This is a genomic window from Streptococcus sp. M143 (assembly GCF_000162495.1).
Taxonomy (GTDB): Bacteria; Bacillota; Bacilli; order Lactobacillales; family Streptococcaceae; genus Streptococcus; species Streptococcus dentisani.
The window spans coordinates 58,287-79,336 of sequence record NZ_GG730093.1 but is presented as its reverse complement, the minus strand read 5'-3'; the positions used below and the strand labels follow the sequence as shown (position 1 = coordinate 79,336).

Sequence of the window (21,050 nt, the reverse complement as noted above, 5' to 3'; positions counted from 1 at the left end):
TCAATGCGCCAACATTTCTTGGGCGATTTCTTGACCAGATAGCTTATCTGGATAGTAGGTTGGCCAGTTGTCCATCTCCTCAAAGAGGGCTTCTTGGCTAGTACCTCCAAAGAAGATATGGAAATGTTCTGCCTTGACTAGGGCGATATTGTGGTCACTAAACTGAACATACTTGAACTGTCCAGCGTCCGCATCTGTTGCTTCAAAGAGGAAGCGCACACCACGATTGCCTTTCTTATAAGTCAAGATTTTCTTGCCGACATACTTGTAGGTGAATTTCTTGCTTTGGCCACCTTGAACAAATTCCATAGTGTTATCCGTGATGTTGATCTTAGTCACATCTGTCTGATAGCCTTTTCTATAGTAGGCCTTGTACTCATCCTTGGTCATCTTACCAGTCAACTTAGCCTTGTAGTCAAAGACTTGATCGAAGGTTCCATCTTCAAGGAAAGGATAGACCGACTGCCAGTTACCTGCATAGTCACTCAAGGTACGGTCTTTGACATCTGCATCCTCAAAGTAACCATTGTGAACTGTCTTGGTGTTTTCTTCCTTTTCTGGCTCAATTTCTGGTCCTTCTTGGTCTGTTGTTTGTTTCAAAGCCTTGAGGTTTTTCTCCATCACGGAGATATAATCCTCACCAGCCTTGGTGTCCTCTTCTGTCAGACTTTCTAAAGGATTGAGGACATCTGTTTTGACACCTGCCTCTTTTGAGAGTGTATTGGCGAGGGCTTGTGAGGCATTTTCTTCAAAGTAGATATAAGAAATCTTGTTTTTCTTGATATACTCGGTCAATTCTGCCAAACGTGCTGCTGATGGCTCTGCATCTGGAGAGAGACCTGAGATTGCGACTTGTTTGAGTCCATAGTCCAAAGCCAAGTATCGGAAAGCTGCGTGCTGGGTTACAAAGCTCTTTTGTTTAGCTTGAGACAAGCCATCTGTGTAGGCCTTGTCCAAGGCTTGCAATTTTTCAATATAGGCAGCCGCATTCTTTTCAAAAGTCTCTTTTTTATCAGGATAATCTGCTGACAAGCTGTCACGGATATGCTCTACCAGTTTGATGGCGCGTGCTGGTGAAAGCCAAACATGAGGATCGTAGTCGTGATGGTGACCCTCACCGCCATGATCATGCCCTTCCTCTTCTTCCTCACCACCTGGCAAGAGGAGCATATCACCTGTCGCCTTGATAGTTTTCACCTTTTTCTTATCCAAGGATTCTAGCAATTTTGGAACCCAAGTTTCCATATTTTCATTTTCATAGACAAAGGTATCTGCGTCTTGGATTTTGGCAACTGCCTTGGCAGACGGTTCGTATTCGTGAGGTTCTGTACCAGCACCGATGAGGAGTTCTACATTAGCAGTATCTCCTGCGACTTGCTTGGTAAATTCGTAGACAGGGTAAAAGGTTGTCACGATATTGAGTTTCCCATCTGCCTGCTTTTGATTGGAACAAGCCACTAAAAACAGGGCACATAGACTAGCTAGCAATAAGCTAATTTTTTTCATTTCATTCTCCTATTTGATAAAACGTTTCAGTAGACTGACTAACAAAAAGACGGCTACAAAGATAATGGTGATACTAGCGCTAGCAGGGGTTTCCGCATAGTAGGAAATATAGAGCCCTGCCACCATTCCTAAAAAGCCAATAGCACTGGCAAGCAGCATAACGGATTTAAAGTTTTTCCCCAAACGAAGGGCAATACTAGCTGGCAAGACCATAATGGTCGACACCAAAAGAGCTCCTGCTGCTGGTATCATAAGGGCAATGGCCACCCCTGTCACCATGTTAAAGAGGATGGACATAGTACGAACTGGCAAGCCATCCACAAAGGCCGTGTCCTCATCAAAAGTCAGGATATACATTGGTCGCAAGAACAAGAAAGTCAAGAGCAAAACGACCGCCGCAATGGCAAAGAGGAATATCACCTGCTCCTGGCTAATAGTCACAATAGACCCAAAGAGATATTGGTCCAAACTCATGGAGCTCGAACTTTTCCCCTTACTCATTACGATAAGAGACACTGCAAGCCCTGTAGACATGAGGATGGCTGTCCCGATTTCCATAAAGTTCTTATAGACTGTACGGAGATACTCTAGAAAGACCGCAGCGATCAAGACGATAGCAATGGTTGAAATAGTTGGAGAAATTCCCAAAACCAGACCAAAGGCTACCCCTGATAGAGAAACGTGACTGAGTGTATCACTCATGAGACTCTGACGACGTAAGATAAGGAAGGTCCCAAGAACTGGAGAAAAGAGACTCATGGCAATGACCGCCAAGAAGGCACGCTGCATGAAGTCATAAGATAACAAACTAAGCATGTTCCACCTCCTGGTCGCTTTCGTGAACGTTAAAACAACGCCATGGCGAGTCTTGATTGCGAACTAGATGGATATTGCGATCCGCATAGTCCTTGACCTCCTCAGGATCATGGGTAATCATCAAAACAGCCTTGCCATGATGGTGGGCACTATGGTGCATGAGTTCGTAAAATTCATTTTTGCTTCCAGCATCCATCCCTGTCGTCGGCTCATCCAAGACAAAAATATCTGGGTCAGAAGCAAACATCCGAGCAATAACTGCTCGTTGCTTTTGCCCCCCCGAGAGGGAGCCAATTCGTTTGTCACGGTGTTCCCACATACCAACCGAGTCTAGACTGGCCTTGATATGTTCCTCATCATGAGCATTCAAGCGACGGAACCAGCCCTTTCGAGGATAGCGACCCGACTTGACAAATTCATAAACTGTGCTTGGAAAACCAGCATTAAAACTAGCAATCTGCTGGGGAAGATAAGCTATCCTTAGCTTTTTTCCATGAGTATTTGTCTTTGAGATGGTTACCTTGCCAAATCTTGGTTGCAAGATGCCTAGGCTCGCCTTGATAAGCGTTGTCTTGGCAGCCCCATTTTCACCAGTCAGGGTGACAAACTCCCCACTATCAACACTGTAGTTGATATGCTCGAGGACAGGTTCCTTGTCATAATAGAAAGACAAGTCCTCTACTGTAATATACCGCATTATTTGATTTCTCCTACTAAAGCAGTTAAAAACCGCTGGATAACTTCTTGTTCATTTGGAGTAAACTGACTTGCCACTTGTTCATAGGCTGAGAGCGTGTGCTCATGGTGGTGGTGGTGTTCCGCCGCTACTGGTCGAGCCAAATCAGTCAACTGATAAAAAATCACGCGCGCATCCTTTGGATCTCTGGATGTCTCTAACATGCCCTCTTTTACCAAAGACTTGATAGCCTTGGTCACTGCCGCCTGACTGACATTAAGGCGACGAGCCAACTCCGAGTTAGTTAGGGATTCTTCCGACAAGAGCATGAGGATGTGTTCCTGAGTATTGGTCAAGGCTACATCACTGGTACAATGCCCGATCAGAATTTCATGCTGGTTCTCAGATCTCAAGATCACCTCGTTTAAAAAGTTATCGATTTCCTGTGCAAGCTGTCTCATGTGTTACTCCTTCCCTAGCTATCTTTTTCGTAAAAAAGCATAGATAGCCACCGATTCTTTACTGGTTAATTATATCACAAATCAAAAAAGAGTCAAGGGAGAACATGAGAGCACATTTCACACTTGAACTCTTTTGATTTGTTATTGGAAATCTTTGATATTTCCATCATAGGTCGCCCAGTCCTTGCTAAAGAAGCAGTCATTCATCTTATAGTCTGGAGCTGGTTTTGGATCCGTCAAGAAGGGATTCACAACCTTATCAAAAGCCAACCAGCCCAACCAACCTAAGTGGATGGTATCCTTGATAAAGTAAGGTTCTCCTCCGTTTTTTGAAAAGTCAGCAATGTTGGTAAAGCCTTGACTTTCTAACTGGTAACGAATTTTCTCCACTGCATGTTGATACATTTCTTCACTGAGCTCTGTATATTCCATCCATTTCTTGTTGACAGGCTGGATAACAAAGAGCACATTGACTTTTGATTTGGCAAATTGATTGAGAACCAGCTGCAAATCATTGTATTCAGACGACTTTAGGAAGTTATAATTTTTTTGATACCCTTCCCATTTTTTTAAGTCTTTTTTGACCTCATACGTGTAGAAATGATTCTCCATCCCCATATCGTTATTGGTCGTATTTGCCTCTGCATCCTTACGGGCAATTTCTTCTAAAGCGTCATAAGAAAACTGATCAGGAAGATCTTTTAAATAGTTTTCTACATGTTCTTTGTACTTGAGTTTCCCCCGAATGGAAAATTGACCAAAAAGAGAGGACTGCTTTTCATTGAATCGTGCAAAGACGTTGATGATAAGTCGATCAGCATCTGACAAGTCCTCTCCTTTTGAAAGCTTTTGAAGGATGCCTTTCAATGCCACACTCGGATTCTGCTTCAACAAACGCGTCGCAGCATGCTTAGCCGAAATGTCCCCAGATTGATTTTCCAAAAAAGCTGTCAACTGGTCGCTATTAAAAAATCTCTGAAACGCCGCTGGCTCATAATCCGTCTCTGTAAACCACTGAGGAGAGATGACAAACACCACCTGCTTTTCCTCGATTTCTGGCAGAATCTGCTGCAAACCGAAATATTGATTAAGCGAGGCCGCTCCTGCCTGACCCATAAAGTAAGGACGATAGGGACGATTGTATTTTTCTGCTAAAACAGCTGGATGGACACTATCAAATCGAATCCATTCACTGGACCCTAGAAAAGGGACAAAACGCATATTGGGATCCGTTAGCGCCCTCACTTTTTGGCTTCTCTCTTTAAAACTTTCTCTACTGATGGAAGCTGCAGAGTACTTCTCCTCCGTCAGATTATGGCTTGTTGTACTTGGATAAAAAAAGATGAGTAGAAGAACCAAAAATCCAGCGATGAAGATAGGCCCGAAGATCAGCCACAAGCGTTTAAGCATTCTTCAACTCCGTAATACCTTCTACGATTTTATTAGCTGTATTCCAGTCATCACGACCGAACTCTGTCACTGGAACACGAATATCAAAACGGTTTTCAATCTCAACAATCAATTCAACCGTTCCCATACTATCCAAGACACCGGCATCAAAAAGATCTTCATCCATCATGTCAGAAACATCTTCCATAAACAACTCATCAATAATTTCAATAACTTCTGATTTGATATCCATTTTTATATCCTTTTATTTTTTAAACCATAAATCATTCAAAAATCCAGAAAAGATTAAGAATGAAACCATCACGACATGGAAGGTGACAACCATGCCAAGCAACTGAATCCAGCGATTCTCAGGTAAGGAACCCTTCCCAGCTTTTTTTCGTTCTTTATTGAGCGCTTTTTTCTTACGAACCCAAGCATCATTGATGACCAGCCCAATCCCATGAAAAAGTCCATAGGCGATATAGTACCAGGTCACACCATGCCAAAATCCCATAATCAGCATATTGAGAATGTAGGCTACACTTGAAGTCACATTGCGATTTTTAAAGACCTTCTTTCTGGTCAACACCATAACCATCCGCATAAAGACAAAGTCACGGAACCAGAAAGACAGACTCATGTGCCAGCGATTCCAAAACTCTTTTAAATCCCTTGACAAAAAGGGCTTATTAAAATTGATGGGACTATGAATCCCCATCAAGTTTGAAATTGCTAAGGCAAACATAGAGTAGCCCGCAAAATCAAAGAAGAGCTCCAGACCGAAGGTGTACATGACCGCCAGAGCATAATGGTTAAAGAAACCACCTGTCTGCAAGGCCAAATTTTTCAGCGGAGGCAATAATGTCTCTCCTAAAATATGGGCCAAGATAAACTTGTAGAGAAAGCCAAGCATGATATACTTGACAGCCTCTTCTAGCATGTCCATCAGCTCATCCCGCTCAGGAATGTTCTCATAATTTTCATTGAAGCGTTTAAAACGATCAATGGGACCACTTGAGAAAGTCGGCATAAAGAGAAGAAAACGCAAGAATTGCCAGATCGTTAAATCCTTGATGACACCGTCTCTCAACTCAACGATGACCCCTACTGCACGAAAGGTTAAGTAAGAAATTCCCAAAAATCCAAGCAAAGACTGCGTTCCATTGATAGCTGGCTGAACCTTGACAAAGATAATGGGAAGTAGGGACAGAAAACTAACTAGGTAAAAGACCCACTTGCCATCCTTACTTTTTCGATAATGCTTGTAGAAGAGTACGAGCAATATTTCCCAGCAAAGGTAAATACCTAATGCAACCAATTGATTGGTCTTCCCACCCACCAACATGGTTACGATAAAGAAGAGACTAACCAGCACCTCATACCAGGAAAAACGTTTCTTGAAAAAGAGCCCGATAAATATCGGTAGGGTCGCAGCAATCACATACAAAAAATAATAAAGATTGCCATAAGGTTCCAAATGAGGTAGCTGTTTGTAAAGCTCCATCATCTATTGTTTACCTCATTAATCAAGCCCTTAATATCAATTTTACCATTAGGCGTTAGTGGCAAACTGTCTCGATAGAGAAACTTGGATGGCATCATATAAGACATCATGATATCTGCTAAGTCTTCCTTAATAGCCTTGGTAATATCGATATCACGTTCAAACTGCTGACGGACACCGTCCTTTAGGATGACATAGGCCAGTAGATTTTGCACCTTGTGATCCTTGTTATAGCGTGGAACAGCAACAGCCGACTCGATATAGCGAGATTTGTTGAGATTTTGAGAGACATCTTCAAGCTCAATGCGATAACCATTGAACTTAATCTGGAAGTCCATGCGTCCACCGTAGAGAAGCAAGCCCTCATCTGTCATAGTTCCTACATCCCCTGTATGGTAGGCCGGAAGACCTTCGAATTCAAAGAAAGCTTCTGCTGTTTTTTCAGGATTATTCATATAACCTTTTGAAACAGCTGGCCCAGAAACGATGATTTCTCCCTGTTCACCATTTGGAACTTTCTTACCTTCCTCATCAATGATAAAGGTCGGAGAATCCGCCTTGGTATAGCCGATTGGCAGGCGTTTGAGAGTCTTCAACATCTCGTCTGTTACAGCAACTGCTGACAAAGCTACTGTCGCTTCTGTTGGTCCGTAGGCATTGATAATACGGGCATGTGGGAATCGCTCACGTAGTTTTTGAGCTGTTTTGACCGTCAATTCTTCACCATCAAAGTAGAAATGCGTGATTCCTGGCATTTTCTCACTGTTAAAGTCTTCTGACAACATGGCCATATCTGCAAAGGAAGGTGTTGAGGTCCAGATAGCAATGGGCAAGGAAAAAATCGTCGCAAAGAGTTTTTTGAAGTCCTGAGTAATGGCTGAAGGAAGAGCGAAAAGCGTGCCACCAAGTGCCAAAGTCGGTGCCCAGTACATGACAGATAGATCAAAAGAATAAGGGGGCTGAGCCAGCATTTGTGGACGACTTGGCGTCGCAAATTCCTTATCTGTAATCATCCAGTTGGTAAAGCTGAGGAGATTATCATGGGAAATCTGCACTCCCTTTGGCTTACCAGTCGTACCAGAAGTAAAGATGATGTAGTAGTTGTCATCTCCCTTGACTGGATGGTTCATCTCGTAGCTAGAAGCTTGAGCAAAAGCTTCATGAACTTGCTCTAAATTCAGCATCGGTGTGCTTGTTTGCTCTAATAGAAATTCTGAAATGGCAATAATCAAACTTGGCTCTGCAACTTCTACGATAGCATAAACTCGTTCCAAGGCCGAATGGCTGTCAATAGGAATGTAGGCATGCCCCAACTTAGTCAGCGCTACAAAGGTAGCCAACATCTCATACTCCTGACCACCAAAAACGACGACTGGAGATTTCTCAGGCAAGCCAAGTCGATCGATAGCTGCAGCTAAACTATCTGAATCAGCCTTCAGATCACCATAAGTGTGCTCTTGACCTAAAACATTGTAGACAGGATATGTTGGATGTGTTTGAGCAAAGTGCTCAATCGTTTCAATCATATCTTTTATCGGTTTATTAGACACGGTTTTTCTTCTCCTTCAAACTAGAACTCATTATAAATAAAGGTTCCTTGACTCTGACCAAGGTAACTAAAAAAATAAAGCAAACCAAGTAAGATTACAAAATATAGGACGGTCTGTCCCAAAAACATATATAATTTTCTGTGTTTTCCCATAGTTAGTGTGTTCAATTTTCTATGATTTTTCAAAAAAGCTATGCAACTATGCATTTACTACCTTATCTTCCTAACATTGTACCATTTTATCAACCTTTTTTTCAACTGTTTACCATAACTTAAAAGTTCGTTTTAGCTTATTTTAAGATAAGTTAAAATATTAATAAAAATTGTTACCAACAATTCTATTTCTTCAAAATCCTAACACCTATTATCACACATTAAACGATTAAAAAATGACAGCAAACACACGGCTCCCCCTTTGAGCATTTTTATGCTAAAATAGTAGCTATGGATAAAATTATTAAAACTATATCAGAAAGCGGAGCCTTTCGTGCTTTTGTCCTTGATAGCACTGAAACTGTCCGCACTGCTCAAGAAAAACATCAAACTCAAGCCAGTTCAACTGTTGCACTTGGTCGTACCCTTATCGCTAGCCAGATTCTCGTAGCCAATGAAAAAGGAAATACCAAGCTAACGGTTAAAGTTCTTGGAACAAGCTCTCTCGGTGCCATCATCACGGTCGCAGATACCAAGGGCAACGTCAAAGGTTACGTTCAAAATCCAGGCGTTGACATCAAAAAGACCGCAACAGGTGAAGTCCTTGTTGGACCTTTTGTTGGAAACGGTCAATTCCTCGTTATCACAGACTACGGTACTGGAAATCCTTACAACTCCATGACTCCTCTCATCTCTGGAGAAATCGGTGAAGACTTGGCCTATTACCTGACAGAAAGTCAACAGACCCCTTCTGCAGTCGGCCTCAATGTTCTTTTGGATAAAGACGACAAGGTCAAAGTTGCCGGCGGTTTCCTTCTCCAAGTATTGCCAGGGGCCAAGGAAGAAGAGATTGCTCGCTTTGAGAAACGCATCCAAGAAATGCCAGCTATCTCAACCCTTCTAGAAAGCGATGACCATATCGAAGCCCTCCTCAAGGCTATCTATGGTGACGAATCTTACAAACGTCTATCTGAAGAAGAAATTCGTTTCCAATGTGACTGCAGCAAAGACCGTTTTATGAACGCTCTTGCCAGCCTTCCAAACTCAGACCTTGAGGAAATGAAAGAGGAAGACCACGGGGCAGAAATCACTTGTCAATTCTGCCAAACAACTTATAACTTTGACGAAAACGACCTGGAGGAACTCATTCGTGACAAATCTTAATACACCTTTTATGATTGGAAATGTTGAGATTCCCAATCGTACTGTTTTAGCACCCATGGCTGGTGTCACCAACTCAGCCTTTCGTACCATCGCAAAAGAGCTCGGAGCTGGACTCGTTGTGATGGAAATGGTCTCTGACAAGGGCATCCAGTACAACAACGAAAAAACACTGCACATGCTTCATATCGATGAAGGCGAAAATCCCGTTTCTATCCAACTCTTTGGTAGTGATGAAGACAGCCTCGCACGCGCAGCAGAATTCATCCAAAAAAACACCAAGACCGATATCGTCGATATCAACATGGGCTGCCCAGTTAACAAAATCGTGAAAAACGAAGCTGGCGCTATGTGGCTCAAGGACCCAGACAAGATCTACTCTATTATCAACAAGGTCCAATCTGTCCTTGACATCCCCCTCACCGTCAAAATGCGTACTGGATGGTCTGATCCATCCCTAGCCGTGGAGAATGCCCTCGCAGCTGAAGCTGCTGGTGTCTCTGCTCTCGCCATGCATGGCCGTACCCGCGAACAAATGTACACAGGCCACGCAGACCTCGAGACCTTGCACGATGTAGCCCAAGCACTGACTAAGATCCCATTTATCGCCAACGGTGACATCCGTACAGTTCAAGATGCTAAACAACGCATCGAAGAAGTTGGTGCTGACGCAGTTATGATTGGCCGAGCAGCCATGGGAAATCCCTACCTCTTCAATCAAATCAACCACTACTTTGAAACAGGAGAAATCCTTCCTGATTTGACCTTTGAAGATAAGATGAAAATCGCCTACGAACACTTAAAACGCTTAATTAGCCTCAAAGGAGAAAAAATTGCAGTCCGTGAATTCCGTGGTCTCGCTCCTCACTACCTTCGTGGTACATCTGGTGCAGCCAAGCTTCGTGGAGCTATTTCACAAGCTAGCACCCTAGCAGAGATTGAAGCCCTCTTGCAATTAGACAAAGCATAATAGAAAAAACCGTAACTCGCTTGGAGTTTACGGTTTTTTAGATACTAGGAAAACCTAGGTACTATTATTGAATCAAGGCAACGCTCGAAACTTTACCATCCGCACCTGTTGTAATTTGGATGATTTTTCCGCCACCGATTTTGGCATTATACTTGCCATCATCAAGAGTGTAAGAGTAGCCTCTGATAGAATAGTTTTCTTTCTTTCCATCTGTAGTTTCTACTGTAAATTGTCCCCCTGATGAAACCGTAATAGTTTCGCCATTCGCTCCCTTCCAGTTGCCTGCAGCTGCTGAGAAATCACCATCTACCATGGTTAAAACACCCTTGTAGCGTTTGTTGTGTTCTGCTTGCTTGTCTTGAAGTTTGCGGTCAGTTGTTGGATCATAGCCTGACTGGTTAGACTGGGCTTGAGAGCCTTGCTGAGTTGAAGGTGCCTGAGATGGAGCTTGCTGACTAGGGGCTGCTTGTTCTTGTCTTGATTCAGGTGCTGGTTTCGCTTGTGACTGATCCGCCGCTGTAGAAGACTGACCAGAAGATGCCTGGGCCTTTTCAGATGAAGCTGAACTTGAAGATTTTTGAGTCTTGCTTTCTTTGCTAGAAGAAGCTGCTTTAGAGCTTGATGATTGACTTGTCTTTGCAGAGCTACTAGTTTGAGTGGTTTCGTTTTTATTTCCACAAGCTCCTAGTAGCAAGGTAGAAGCCAACACAGTCGCTGCCATCAATTTGATATAGGTTTTCTTTTTCATTTTTACTCCTTTGTAATGTTTTTGAAATATTAAGAAATCTTTTTGTAATATAATTGTAACATTAGACTTTGAATCTGTCAACTATTTAGAGAAACTAGTTTAAAAAATTTCTCTCTACTATTTCAATTCGTAATCGAAGCGAAAAAATAGAAAATTTCTTAGATTAGAGCCATTTTTTTACATCACTCTTGTGTAATTCGCTTGCATGATTTTGGATAAAGGCCTACAGTACTATTGAAATAGGATAAAAACATCTAATAATAGCAAATAAAGAGGTCGGGAACTTTGTCCCGACCTCACTTTTTATTTCAATCGATAGGTTTTTCTTGGTTTCTTTTTGGGTACTCGTTTGAGTCCGACTTCTTCTACATATTCACCGTATTTTACGAGAAAGTTATTGCTGACGATGGGCCGACCGGGGTTGATAAGATTGACCAGTTCAGTCCCTTCATAGACAGTGAACTCCTCCTCCAACAGATAAAGGAAGGTCGGATTCCAGTCAAGTCGCCCTTGGATTCGTTTGATGGATTCTTGGATAATGGCATAATGGTCAAAGGCGAAGGCACGCTCCTCCAGCTCGACTCCCTCAAGGTAGCATTTGCCTGTCTGAAAATCGACATCTACGAAAATGACATCCTTGGCATCGTCACCTGCCTGAACGAGGTCTAAGGCACGACTAGGTAGATACACTAAGTGGGCAATGGTCACTGTCCAACCCCGTGGATCACGACCGGGGGTCGATACGGTCATCAATTGCTCGATTTTCTCCAAAGGTAGATCGAGATTGACTTCTTCTCTCACCTCGCGCTGACAGGCATGTGCAGCGTCCTCTCCCTTATCCATAAAGCCTCCAACCAAGGCCAAACAGTTTTGATAAGGGTGAGCCTTGCGACGGATCAGCAAGAGCTTGATCTTTCCTTCGACAAAGCAGTAGGCAACCATATCCACCGTCACACTAGGTTTTTCATATTGAGGGAGTTCCTGCTTGTAGTACCAGTCTAAAAACTCTTCCTGACTGGCATGGATTTCATAATATTCTTTTTCCGTCATCCCTTCTGGAATCTTTATGTCTGCCATCTTATGCCTCCTTTCGAACTGCCTTAGTCCATTGGTACCAACCCACTAGACTGTTGAGTGTGTAAACCCAGTACATCCCTTGGATGTGGATATTTTCACCCCACCAGAGATAAATACTAAAGAGATTGGTTGCAATCCAGAAAATCCATTGCTCACGGTAGAGACGTGTCATCAAGAGCTGACCAACACCATTGGTCGCATCGGTTACACTATCACGAAAAGGGCGAGCGCTATTGATACTTTGGTAAGCCAATCCCATACCAATCCAAATGATAGCAGTCAAGACCAAGTACTTAAGCCAGTCAAGAACAGATAATTTCTTAGCTTCAAAGTGGGATTCTTCTGGTTTTCCTTGGTCATTGATACGATTGGACAGCCAAGCATAGAGACCAATCGGCTGCATGACAAAGAAGTAAACAGTCGTCAAGACTTCTCCATAAAAAGTCGCGTTCATGGCCAAGATCAAGTAGATAGCCGAGTTAATGGCCCCAAAGAGATAATTGCTTGCACGCCCTTCTGCTACCAAGATGACACAGACAATCCCAGTCCAGGATGCAAACAAGCTCAACCAGTCATGACTTTCCGTATTTTGTGTAAACTCCAAGATCAAGGGAACACTTGACAGAGCGATGAGGTATAACCACTGGAAAAGGCTACGGCCGACAAAGAGATCTTTCCAGAGCAGGCGCATGATTCCTGCAAAACCAATCTTGCGAGCTTCGGCATGGACATTTTTAAAGTTTTCGATAAATTGTGTGATTTTTTCGGTTAGTTTTTTCATAATTTTCTCCTAATCTGCTTGGTAAATGGCATCAATAGCCACTTTTGCTGCTTCATAATTGCCTAGATAATCCTCTGCTAGATAAACTAAAGGAATAGGCGTTAAGTATCGCTCTCTCATCTGGTCCAAATGCTGGGAAAAACTGTAGCGAATGTGGTCCTCTGCCATGGTCATATCTCTAAATCCGTCATTGACATAGGAGCCAACAGGCTGCACAAAGAGAATCAAATCCCATTTTTCCTTGGCCAAGATTGAAACAAAGAGATTGTCAAAGGTTTCCCCTGATAAGTCCCCTTGGTCCTCAGTCTCCATGTAATAATCATAGTAGCCCTTAGTTACCAAGGAGTTGGTATCGGCTATCACCAGGCCTCGATTGGCATTGCTGTCGATTAACTTTGAGGTCTGGTCATACTGTCCCAACAGGAGATAGTAGTAATCCTTTGGAGTCAATTCATCATCGCGGACGTTATTTTTAATCTGATACTCACGCGCGTATTCCAGACTGACGGGCGCATCGTAATACCTTGCCAAATCCTTGGCCAGAGTGGTCTTCCCATTGCTGGCACTTCCCATAATCAACACTTTCTTGGTAAACTGACGACGGAAGGGTTGAGCGATGTATTTCCAATATTTGCTTGGATTTTCTCGAATCATAGTCGCTGAGATATCAAACTTTCTTTCTTGTAAGACGGTTCCAAATCCACGTTTAGATAGCTCTTGCTGGTATTCTTCTTCTCCCACAAAAAAAGTCAGTTCTTGCTGGGTTTCATCATAGGAAATCTCCGCTAACATCTGGTCTAACCACTCCTGCCAGCCCATAGGGTAACGGGGAAGATTGGTCTCATCCAGCTTACAGACAGAGGTCAATTCGTCATCACGAAAAGCCTCTCGGATATAGCGAAATCGTTTTTGAAGACTTAAACCTACCTGATCACCTCGGTCTCCCTCGTAGCCTGAAACGACTACCCAGACCTGATCACACTGACGCTTCGCTCGCTGGATCAGATCGATATGCCCCTGATGGAGAGGGGCAAAGGTCCCAAATACCACTGCTGTTTTCTTTTTCATACTCGTTTGCCTTTTTATAATTTTTGATATTTTTGTTTTCTATGTTTTTATTATATACTATATTTTTGTTTTGTCAATAGTTTTTTATCATTTTTTATAAAAAAGTAGCAAAAAAGAATCAGGATTGCTCCTGATTCTCCATTTTTAAGCAATATCAAATTTCAATTGTCCAGCTTTGACACCTATCTTGAGGGTCTTGCCTGCTACCAGTTCTCCCTTGAGGAGGAGTTCTGCCAACTTGTCTTCCACCTCTGTTTGCAGTGTTCTGCGAAGTGGGCGAGCTCCCATTTCTGGATTGTAACCGTGACTAGCTAGCAACTTCAGTGCCGAAGCTTGTAGTTTCAAGTCGATGCCCTTCTCTGCTAGACTAGCAATCAATGGTTTAACCATAATCTTAACGATTTCCTGCATGTGTTCGCTATCCAAGCTGTGGAAGACCACCTTTTCATCAATACGGTTGATAAACTCTGGTCGATAAGTTTTTTTCAACTCTTCAAAGATTCGTTTTTCCATATTTTCCTGGTCGAAACGAATGTCTTTCGCGCCAAAGCCAACAGTCTTGTCATCACGAAGAGCCGTCGCGCCAAGGTTTGACGTCATGATAATAATGGTATTTGAAAAATCAACCTTGCGCCCCTTGCTATCTGTCAAGACACCGTCGTCCAGAACCTGCAAGAGGACATTAAAGATGTCTGGGTGGGCCTTTTCTACCTCGTCAAAGAGGAGCACAGAGTAAGGTTTGTTGCGAACCTTCTCCGTCAACTCCCCACCTTCTTCGTAGCCCACATAGCCTGGAGGAGCTCCATTGAGACGGCTAGCTGCAAATTTCTCCATATATTCACTCATATCAAAGCGGATAAGGGCTGATTCGTCATCAAAGAGGACTTCTGCCAGAGCCTTGGCCAATTCGGTCTTACCGACACCCGTCGGTCCTAGGAACATAAAGGAACCAATCGGACGCTTGTGACTGCGAATCCCTGACTGATTGCGGCGAATCGCACGGCTAATACTTGAAACAGCCTGATCTTGACCAATCACCCGTTTGTGAAGTTCGGCTTCCAGATTCAGGTATTTCTTAGCATCTGTTTGCGTCAATTTTTGGACTGGAATCCCTGACAAGCGACTCAAGGTAGTCAAAATTTCAGTCTCTGTCACCAAGTCTTTATAGACAGGGACTTCCTGCTCTTTTGCGATTAACTGGGCAGCTTGTTTCCACCTGCCATCCATCAGAGCCTTGTCAGCTGGACTCAAGTCGGATTCGTCTGCTTTCACATGCTTGGATTTGTTTTGCACTGTTGCTGCCGCTTCATCCAAAAGGTCGATAGCAGAGTCTGGTAAGTGACGACTGGTCAAGTAACGATGCGCCATCTTGACAGCTGTTTCAACGGCTTCATCTGTGATTTGCACACGATGGTGTTTCTCATAGGTCGCTTTCAAACCTTGCAAAATAGTCATGCTGTCAGCTAGACTTGGCTCTTCAATCGTAACTTTGGCAAAACGACGAGAAAGGGCAGCATCTTTTTCGATGTGTTTTTGGTATTCTTCCTGAGTGGTTGCACCAACCGTTCTCAAAGTTCCACGCGCCAAGGCTGGTTTCAAGATATTGGCCGCATCCAGAGTCGAGTCAATACCGCTTCCAGAACCCATAATGGTGTGGAGTTCATCGATAAAGAGAATCACTTTGCCATCTTCCTCTATATCCTTGATGATGTTGTTCATACGTTCTTCAAAGTCACCACGGAAACGTGTCCCTGCAACAACATTCATCAAATCAAGCTCTAGAACACGCATCTTTGCCATTTCTGCAGGTACGTCCCCACTAGCAATACGCTGGGCAAGTCCAAGTGCCAGAGCTGTTTTCCCAACACCAGCATCACCAACCAAGACAGGATTGTTCTTGGTCTTACGACTCAAAATCTGAATCATACGTGAGATTTCCTTGTCACGACCGATAACTGGCTCTAACTTGCCAGAGCGCGCTTGCTCCGTCAGGTCATGCGTGTAATCCTCTAGGCCTCCACTTTGAGCTTGAGGCATGCCCATCATATTGGCCATGGAATTTTGCTTGTCAGTTACTGTGCGATGGCGTTGACGCAAAGCCTTAAGGTCTTCACGAGTCCATCCTGCACGCTCTTCTAGATTGCGACGAAGAGCGGCAATTCTGACCTGATCTTTCTGGTCTTCATAAGAGAAGCCCGCTCTCTCCAAGATACGAGTTGCCAAGGCATTGCCATCATGCAAGATTGCATATAATACATGTTCTGTCCCTAGCACCTTTGCGTGGACCACTGAGGCCACGTACTCTGCTTCTGCAAAGAGGACCTCTAAACGATGGGAAAAGGGTAATTCCGTAAAGGTTTCATCTTGGCTATAGTCGGTTTCAGTCAGTTCTAAAGCAACCTCTTCTAAACGGTCCATTTCATAAGGATAATCATTTAGAGTCGCACCTGCCACGCTGTAACTGTGATTGGACATGGCAATCAACAAGTGCCATGACTCTAGGTAACGAGCTCCAAAATGGCTCGCAACCATGTAGGCACTTTCGATACATTCATTCAATGCTTTTGAATAGTTCATCTTACTTCTCTTTTCTATCTACCTCTTGTAATAGCTGTCGGAGCATATTGGCACGGACAACTGAGGATTCTTCCCCTAGGACACGATCCGTTGCTACTGAAGTCAGCAAGGTCATCTCCTGCTTGGTCATTAAGTCCTGCTCCACCAAAAGCTGGAGAATATCCTCATAGATCTCCTGACTAACTCGCTCACCAATCGAGTAAAGCAAATCGCGGAGCATCTCATGATGACTGGAAAACTCAATTCGCCCTATGCGAATGTAGCCTCCGCCACCACGCTTGCTCTCAACCAAGTAACCTCTACTTTCCGTAAAGCGGGTCTTAATGACATAGTTGATCTGACTCGGTACAACCTGAAAGGTATCTGCCAACTGGCTCCGTTGCAATTCCACGATACCAGACTGGTCTAAAATCGCCTTGATATAGGCTTCGATGTGATCTGATGTATTTTTAAATCTCATAGTAAATCAAACTCCTTCTTTGAACCTTGACTATCTTTGACTATACTATCATTTAACACTCTATAAGTCAAATTTTTAAGGCTCAACCATTGGAAATACTGACTTTTTTAAAAAATACTTTGGCATTAATTCGCCTTAGTTTTTCTTGAAAGTTCCTAAAAAAGTCCACAAAAAAGAGCCCTGAAAAGGGCGTAACATTGACGAGTTCAGCAGGCAAGGAACTATAATTCGTTAAGCTGTTCCTGTTTTAATTCTGCTATAGCGTCTTTTAGTTCTTTTTCCCAACTGCTACAAGTTGACTTACTGATACTTAGTTCTTTAGCTATATAGTCAAATGATTTCCCAGACGCTCTTAGTTTAATAAATTCTGTTTTAGTTTCTTGACTTTTCATTCGTCGCCTTTGTTTTTTTCGTTATACTTGCCTAACATTTCAAAACCTTTATCAAAAGCGAAAAAACCTAAACCTAAAGAAAACGGCGCTCCGACTATTTCTATAACTTTTGCCCACCTTGTCCCAAAATCTTCTGAAAAATAAGCAAGTGCCCCAACGGCTACAACTGCTAAAATTAAAAAATACGCTCCCAAATCTGCATTTTCTGTTACTTTGGCTTTTTCTGTTCTACTTTTTTTACTCATAATAATCGCCTTTCATTTTTAGCCTTTCTACTTCCGCTAGCACGGTCAAACGTGCTTTTTTCTATATCTCCATTTCCCTAGTAAAGGAAACCTATTCCACCAACAATTCTAATTTTCTCTTAACTTTTAAAATTGTCTCCCAACTCATTCTGTTTTTCTTTTAGTATTTTCTGTTCCTATTTAATTTCTTTTCGATATTTATCTACAGATTTTTCAAAAATTAAATAACCTATAAATAATAATGTCGGAGTTAAAACTGTTCCCACTACGTTTTCAAATCTTTTTTCATCTAATCCTAATAACTTTGCAATATCAGGACTAAAGTAAATTATAAATCCTGATACTATAGCAATTGCAATAAATGCAAAGGAGACAACTGATGTTCCATTTTTTCTCCGTAATTTCTTCAGTCTGCTTAACATGTCGTACACTATTTCTATTGCTTTACAAAAAGGGCGCTGGTAAAGGATAATCTTCACCAACTCCCTATTTTTCTACTTATTTAAGCCTAATTCTGCTAATATTTGACGTTTGTAGGCAATTTTTTGTACTTCCTTGTCCTCGTCTTCAGACCAATCTAGTTTAATTTCTGAAACAATTTGCCCGGGGCGGTTTTTCAAGATATAGATGCGATCGCTGAGATTGAGTGCCTCCTCGATACTGTGGGTGATAATCAAGGTCGTCAACTCCAGCTGTTTGTGAATATCCAGATACCAAGCGTGAAGTTCCATCTTGGTCATCTCATCCAAGGCACTAAAGGCCTCGTCTAAGAGAAAGAGTTTGTGCCCAAAAAGGTAGGTACGGAGTAGGGCCACGCGCTGGCGCATTCCTCCGCTAAGTTCATGAGGATACTTATCCCTTACAGCCGTCAACTGAAAAGTAGCAAGGATTTCATCCGCGCGAGCAATAGCTTCTGCCTTATCAACCTTTTGAATCAAGAGGGGCAGGATAATATTGCCAAGTACCGTCTTATGTTCTAAGAGCAGATCCTTTTGCAACATATAACTCACGCGCCCCTTGGGATTCTCCTCGCCATCAAGGACAATTCTTCCCGACTGGACTTCTAAAATTCCTGCAATCAGGTTAAAGAGGGTAGTCTTTCCAACACCACTTGGACCTAGGATAGAAACCACTTCACCTGAAGTGACCTGCAAGTTGATATCCTCTAAAATCTTTTCCTCGCCATAGGCATAGCTTACCTGTTCTAGTCTAATTTCTGTCATTATTTTACAAATTCGTTAGTGAAGCCTTTGTCTGTCAAGTCTTCTTTAAGGATGCCATTTTCTTTATCCCACTTGTAGAAGGCATTCCAGCGAGCTGCATCAAATTGTCCCCATTTTTCCTTGTCGCTTGCGTATTCTTTCGACAAGTATTTTTGAGATTCAATGACAAAGTCACGTTTTTCCTTAAGTTCAGGTGCATTCTTGATGAGGATATCAGCTGCTTCCTCTGGGTGTTCCATAGCGTATTGGTAGCCTTTTTTGATGGCTTGGATGATTTTACGAGCTTCTTCTTTATTGTCTTTCAAATAGTCGTTGTTTGCGATGATAACGGGTGAGTAGTAGTCAAACTCCTTGACATAGTCTTTTAAGTACATGAAGTTAGCATCTACGCCTTGAGATTTGGCAAGGATACCATCCCAACCGTAGTAGATCCAAGCAGTGTCAAAGACGCCATTGGCAATCGGTGTGATGGAGTTTGAGTCGTTGTTTGGTACTTTTTCAACCTTTTCAAAATCTCCACCTTGTGATTCTACCAATGTTTTCAACATAGCAAGCTCAGTGGGGTCATTCCAAGTACCGTATTTCTTGCCAACCAAGTCTTTTGGACTGGTGACATTGTCAGATTTACGTGAGATGATCCCTGATGTATTGTGCTCTACGATAGCGGCAACGGCAGTGATTCCTGCCCCTTTTTCCAATTTCTTAGCCATGTAGTCTTGGAAATACACTGCAAATGGTGCCTTACCATTGATAACCAAGTCAGAAGAGCTTTCTTCTGGTGGCAATTTCAAATCAACATCCACTCCAGCTTCTTTGAAATAGCCTTTTTCCTTGGCTACATAAAGCCCTGTGTGGTTGGTATTTGGCGTCCAGTCTAGAATAAAGTCAATCTTCTTGAGTTCTGCTTCTTTGTTATCCTTAGAAGCAGTCCCTTGACCACAAGCCACAAGCACGACAGCTACAAAAGCCGTTATAAGCGTTAAAAACACTTTCCATGTTTTTTTCATTTTGATTTCCTCTTTTCTTTTTCTCAAACGTTCTTGTCCTATGAACGTTTCCATTTAATCACATATTTTTCGCTGACATCGACCAACTTCATACCCAGAAGGCTAATAATCGACACCAGAATAATAATGGCAAACATAGTATCATACTGAAACAGTTTCTTGGACTGAATCATGTAAACACCTAGTCCTTCAAAGCCTCCCAACCACTCAGATACCACTGTTGTGATAAAGGCGTAGGAGACACTGACCCTCAGACCTGCATAAAAGTAGGGCAGGCTGACAGGGATTTTAAAATGCCAAAGGATTTGCCAAGGCTTGGCCCGCATCAGACTAAACAAGGTCAGCATATCCTTGTCACAATGCCTAAATCCGTCTAAAATGCTGACGATGATAGGGAAGGTTGTCGTCAAGATAATCAAGACAATCTTGGGCAAAATCCCATAACCTAGCCACAAGACCAAGATAGGGGCTATGGCAATGGTCGGGATAGTCTGGACAACCACCATCATAGGGTAGATAAGGTCATTGAGCCAAGTCAGACTATCCATGAGCACAGCCATGATACAAGCAATCAAGACTCCTAAAACTAGACCTAGCAAAGCCACTCTCAAGGTCGCCCAGCTATGGTGCCAGAGAAATTCTCTGTCACGAACAAAGGCCTGGAGAATTTCAAAAGGGGTTGGCAGGATAAACTTGGGTAAAAGTTTGAATATTCCCGCTAACTGCCAGATTGACAAGACTCCTAGAAAACCAAATAGACTAATGTGACGTCTCAGTATACTTTTTAAGTTTCTCATCAATACTTAAAATTTCTCCTACATTTATTTTGACATTGGCAAAGACATTATCTGCCTCCTGCCCTGCCACTTCTAGTGCGTCTTTGAGAATGCGCATGAGCTCATCAAACTCCCCTTCCAAGACCGTTTCAAATGGTGTCACCACCATGATCACGGACTGAGCTTGCAGATAAGCAATAACCTGATCGATAATAGCAATTCGATCAATCCCCTGTGATAAGGGCAAGACCTGCAAGGCAATGCTTGCTTTCATAAAAACCTCCTCTTCTAGGCTTCCTTTTGACAAAAAGAAAACCCCTTCCATATACGGAAAAGGTGCAGAATTCGGCTAAGTATCCTTCCCTACGCTGGCATTACCCAGATCAGGTGCGGTCGAAGTTTAACACTTCCTCTCAGACTGTACACAGACTCCCGTATCTTATATGGACATATGATAACGCAAAAAAAAGGATAAGTCAAGGAAACTGCTTACAGAAAATCATGAAAA

Annotated in this window: 24 protein-coding genes; 2 read left to right on the top strand and 22 right to left on the bottom strand. The window is 42.7% G+C overall.

The window, feature by feature from the left end:
- The 9 genes from adcA to HMPREF0850_RS0103120 form a co-directional block, all read right to left on the bottom strand.
- Positions 1-1,506 (bottom strand): zinc ABC transporter substrate-binding lipoprotein AdcA, encoded by a 1,506-nt coding sequence (adcA, locus tag HMPREF0850_RS04625; protein ID WP_000724090.1) that lies wholly within the window; start codon positions 1,504-1,506, stop codon positions 1-3.
- Positions 1,507-1,515: 9 nt separating this feature from the next.
- Positions 1,516-2,322, bottom strand: coding sequence for a metal ABC transporter permease (locus HMPREF0850_RS04620; protein ID WP_000950023.1), 807 nt, complete (start codon positions 2,320-2,322; stop codon positions 1,516-1,518).
- Complete coding sequence (locus tag HMPREF0850_RS04615) at positions 2,315-3,019, bottom strand: metal ABC transporter ATP-binding protein (RefSeq protein ID WP_001269483.1); 705 nt, start codon at positions 3,017-3,019, stop codon at positions 2,315-2,317. Before HMPREF0850_RS04615 ends, HMPREF0850_RS04620 begins: the two co-directional genes overlap by 8 nt.
- The gene (gene adcR, locus HMPREF0850_RS04610; protein WP_001249323.1) at positions 3,019-3,459 is read right to left on the bottom strand and encodes a zinc-dependent transcriptional regulator AdcR; all 441 of its coding nucleotides are present in this window, start codon (positions 3,457-3,459) and stop codon (positions 3,019-3,021) included. The genes HMPREF0850_RS04615 and adcR overlap by 1 nt, the downstream gene beginning before the upstream one ends.
- 141 nt (positions 3,460-3,600) lie before the next feature.
- A complete protein-coding gene (dltD, locus tag HMPREF0850_RS04605; protein ID WP_000919839.1) occupies positions 3,601-4,869 on the bottom strand; it encodes a D-alanyl-lipoteichoic acid biosynthesis protein DltD in 1,269 nt (422 codons plus the stop codon).
- The gene (gene dltC / locus HMPREF0850_RS04600) at positions 4,862-5,101 is read right to left on the bottom strand and encodes a D-alanine--poly(phosphoribitol) ligase subunit DltC (protein WP_000351972.1); all 240 of its coding nucleotides are present in this window, start codon (positions 5,099-5,101) and stop codon (positions 4,862-4,864) included. Before dltC ends, dltD begins: the two co-directional genes overlap by 8 nt.
- Before the next feature lie 12 nt (positions 5,102-5,113).
- Positions 5,114-6,358 carry a D-alanyl-lipoteichoic acid biosynthesis protein DltB gene (dltB, locus tag HMPREF0850_RS04595; protein ID WP_000970400.1) on the bottom strand — a complete coding sequence of 415 codons (1,245 nt, stop codon included), beginning with the start codon at positions 6,356-6,358 and terminating at the stop codon, positions 5,114-5,116.
- The gene (gene dltA, locus HMPREF0850_RS04590) at positions 6,355-7,905 is read right to left on the bottom strand and encodes a D-alanine--poly(phosphoribitol) ligase subunit DltA (protein ID WP_009013830.1); all 1,551 of its coding nucleotides are present in this window, start codon (positions 7,903-7,905) and stop codon (positions 6,355-6,357) included. The genes dltB and dltA overlap by 4 nt, the downstream gene beginning before the upstream one ends.
- A 20-nt stretch (positions 7,906-7,925) precedes the next feature.
- Positions 7,926-8,057 carry a teichoic acid D-Ala incorporation-associated protein DltX gene (locus tag HMPREF0850_RS0103120; protein ID WP_025168981.1) on the bottom strand — a complete coding sequence of 44 codons (132 nt, stop codon included), beginning with the start codon at positions 8,055-8,057 and terminating at the stop codon, positions 7,926-7,928.
- Between the two features lie 291 nt (positions 8,058-8,348).
- Here HMPREF0850_RS0103120 and hslO point away from each other — a divergent pair, with 291 nt between their 5' ends.
- Together hslO and dusB are read left to right on the top strand one after the other, a co-directional pair.
- The gene (gene hslO / locus HMPREF0850_RS04585; protein WP_000357866.1) at positions 8,349-9,221 is read left to right on the top strand and encodes an Hsp33 family molecular chaperone HslO; all 873 of its coding nucleotides are present in this window, start codon (positions 8,349-8,351) and stop codon (positions 9,219-9,221) included.
- Entirely contained in the window at positions 9,208-10,188 is a 981-nt protein-coding gene (gene dusB, locus HMPREF0850_RS04580; protein WP_000183322.1) for a tRNA dihydrouridine synthase DusB, read from the top strand. The genes hslO and dusB overlap by 14 nt, the downstream gene beginning before the upstream one ends.
- Positions 10,189-10,252: 64 nt before the next feature.
- On the opposite strand, the gene HMPREF0850_RS04575 is transcribed toward dusB, so the two are convergent.
- The 13 genes from HMPREF0850_RS04575 to HMPREF0850_RS04520 all read right to left on the bottom strand — a co-directional run bounded on the left by HMPREF0850_RS04575 (position 10,253) and on the right by HMPREF0850_RS04520 (position 20,816).
- Positions 10,253-10,936: a hypothetical protein gene (locus tag HMPREF0850_RS04575; protein ID WP_000730904.1), complete on the bottom strand. Its 684-nt coding sequence runs from the start codon at positions 10,934-10,936 to the stop codon at positions 10,253-10,255.
- A gap of 303 nt (positions 10,937-11,239) precedes the next feature.
- Positions 11,240-12,013: an NUDIX domain-containing protein gene (locus HMPREF0850_RS04570; RefSeq protein WP_000763401.1), complete on the bottom strand. Its 774-nt coding sequence runs from the start codon at positions 12,011-12,013 to the stop codon at positions 11,240-11,242.
- A gap of 1 nt (position 12,014) precedes the next feature.
- Complete coding sequence (gene pnuC, locus HMPREF0850_RS04565) at positions 12,015-12,794, bottom strand: nicotinamide riboside transporter PnuC (RefSeq protein ID WP_000736878.1); 780 nt, start codon at positions 12,792-12,794, stop codon at positions 12,015-12,017.
- A 9-nt stretch (positions 12,795-12,803) separates the two neighbouring features.
- Positions 12,804-13,862, bottom strand: coding sequence for an AAA family ATPase (locus HMPREF0850_RS04560; protein WP_000730559.1), 1,059 nt, complete (start codon positions 13,860-13,862; stop codon positions 12,804-12,806).
- Between the two features lie 144 nt (positions 13,863-14,006).
- Positions 14,007-16,439 (bottom strand): ATP-dependent Clp protease ATP-binding subunit, encoded by a 2,433-nt coding sequence (locus tag HMPREF0850_RS04555; RefSeq protein ID WP_001109728.1) that lies wholly within the window; start codon positions 16,437-16,439, stop codon positions 14,007-14,009.
- 1 nt (position 16,440) lies between these two features.
- Positions 16,441-16,899: a CtsR family transcriptional regulator gene (locus HMPREF0850_RS04550; protein ID WP_001211263.1), complete on the bottom strand. Its 459-nt coding sequence runs from the start codon at positions 16,897-16,899 to the stop codon at positions 16,441-16,443.
- Positions 16,900-17,120: 221 nt separating this feature from the next.
- Positions 17,121-17,291 (bottom strand): helix-turn-helix domain-containing protein, encoded by a 171-nt coding sequence (locus HMPREF0850_RS13005; RefSeq protein WP_000841982.1) that lies wholly within the window; start codon positions 17,289-17,291, stop codon positions 17,121-17,123.
- On the bottom strand, positions 17,288-17,536 hold the full coding sequence (locus HMPREF0850_RS04545; protein WP_000039417.1) for a hypothetical protein: 249 nt from the start codon (positions 17,534-17,536) through the stop codon (positions 17,288-17,290). Before HMPREF0850_RS04545 ends, HMPREF0850_RS13005 begins: the two co-directional genes overlap by 4 nt.
- 176 nt (positions 17,537-17,712) lie before the next feature.
- Positions 17,713-17,958: a hypothetical protein gene (locus tag HMPREF0850_RS04540; RefSeq protein ID WP_009013827.1), complete on the bottom strand. Its 246-nt coding sequence runs from the start codon at positions 17,956-17,958 to the stop codon at positions 17,713-17,715.
- A 72-nt stretch (positions 17,959-18,030) separates the two neighbouring features.
- Entirely contained in the window at positions 18,031-18,759 is a 729-nt protein-coding gene (locus tag HMPREF0850_RS04535; RefSeq protein ID WP_000136237.1) for an ABC transporter ATP-binding protein, read from the bottom strand.
- On the bottom strand, positions 18,759-19,766 hold the full coding sequence (locus HMPREF0850_RS04530) for an ABC transporter substrate-binding protein (protein WP_000754531.1): 1,008 nt from the start codon (positions 19,764-19,766) through the stop codon (positions 18,759-18,761). Before HMPREF0850_RS04530 ends, HMPREF0850_RS04535 begins: the two co-directional genes overlap by 1 nt.
- A gap of 38 nt (positions 19,767-19,804) precedes the next feature.
- The gene (locus tag HMPREF0850_RS04525; protein ID WP_025168363.1) at positions 19,805-20,563 is read right to left on the bottom strand and encodes an ABC transporter permease; all 759 of its coding nucleotides are present in this window, start codon (positions 20,561-20,563) and stop codon (positions 19,805-19,807) included.
- Positions 20,526-20,816, bottom strand: a complete 291-nt coding sequence (locus HMPREF0850_RS04520) for a thiamine-binding protein (RefSeq protein ID WP_000647670.1) — start codon at positions 20,814-20,816, stop codon at positions 20,526-20,528. The genes HMPREF0850_RS04525 and HMPREF0850_RS04520 overlap by 38 nt, the downstream gene beginning before the upstream one ends.
- Positions 20,817-21,050: the final 234 nt, after the last annotated feature.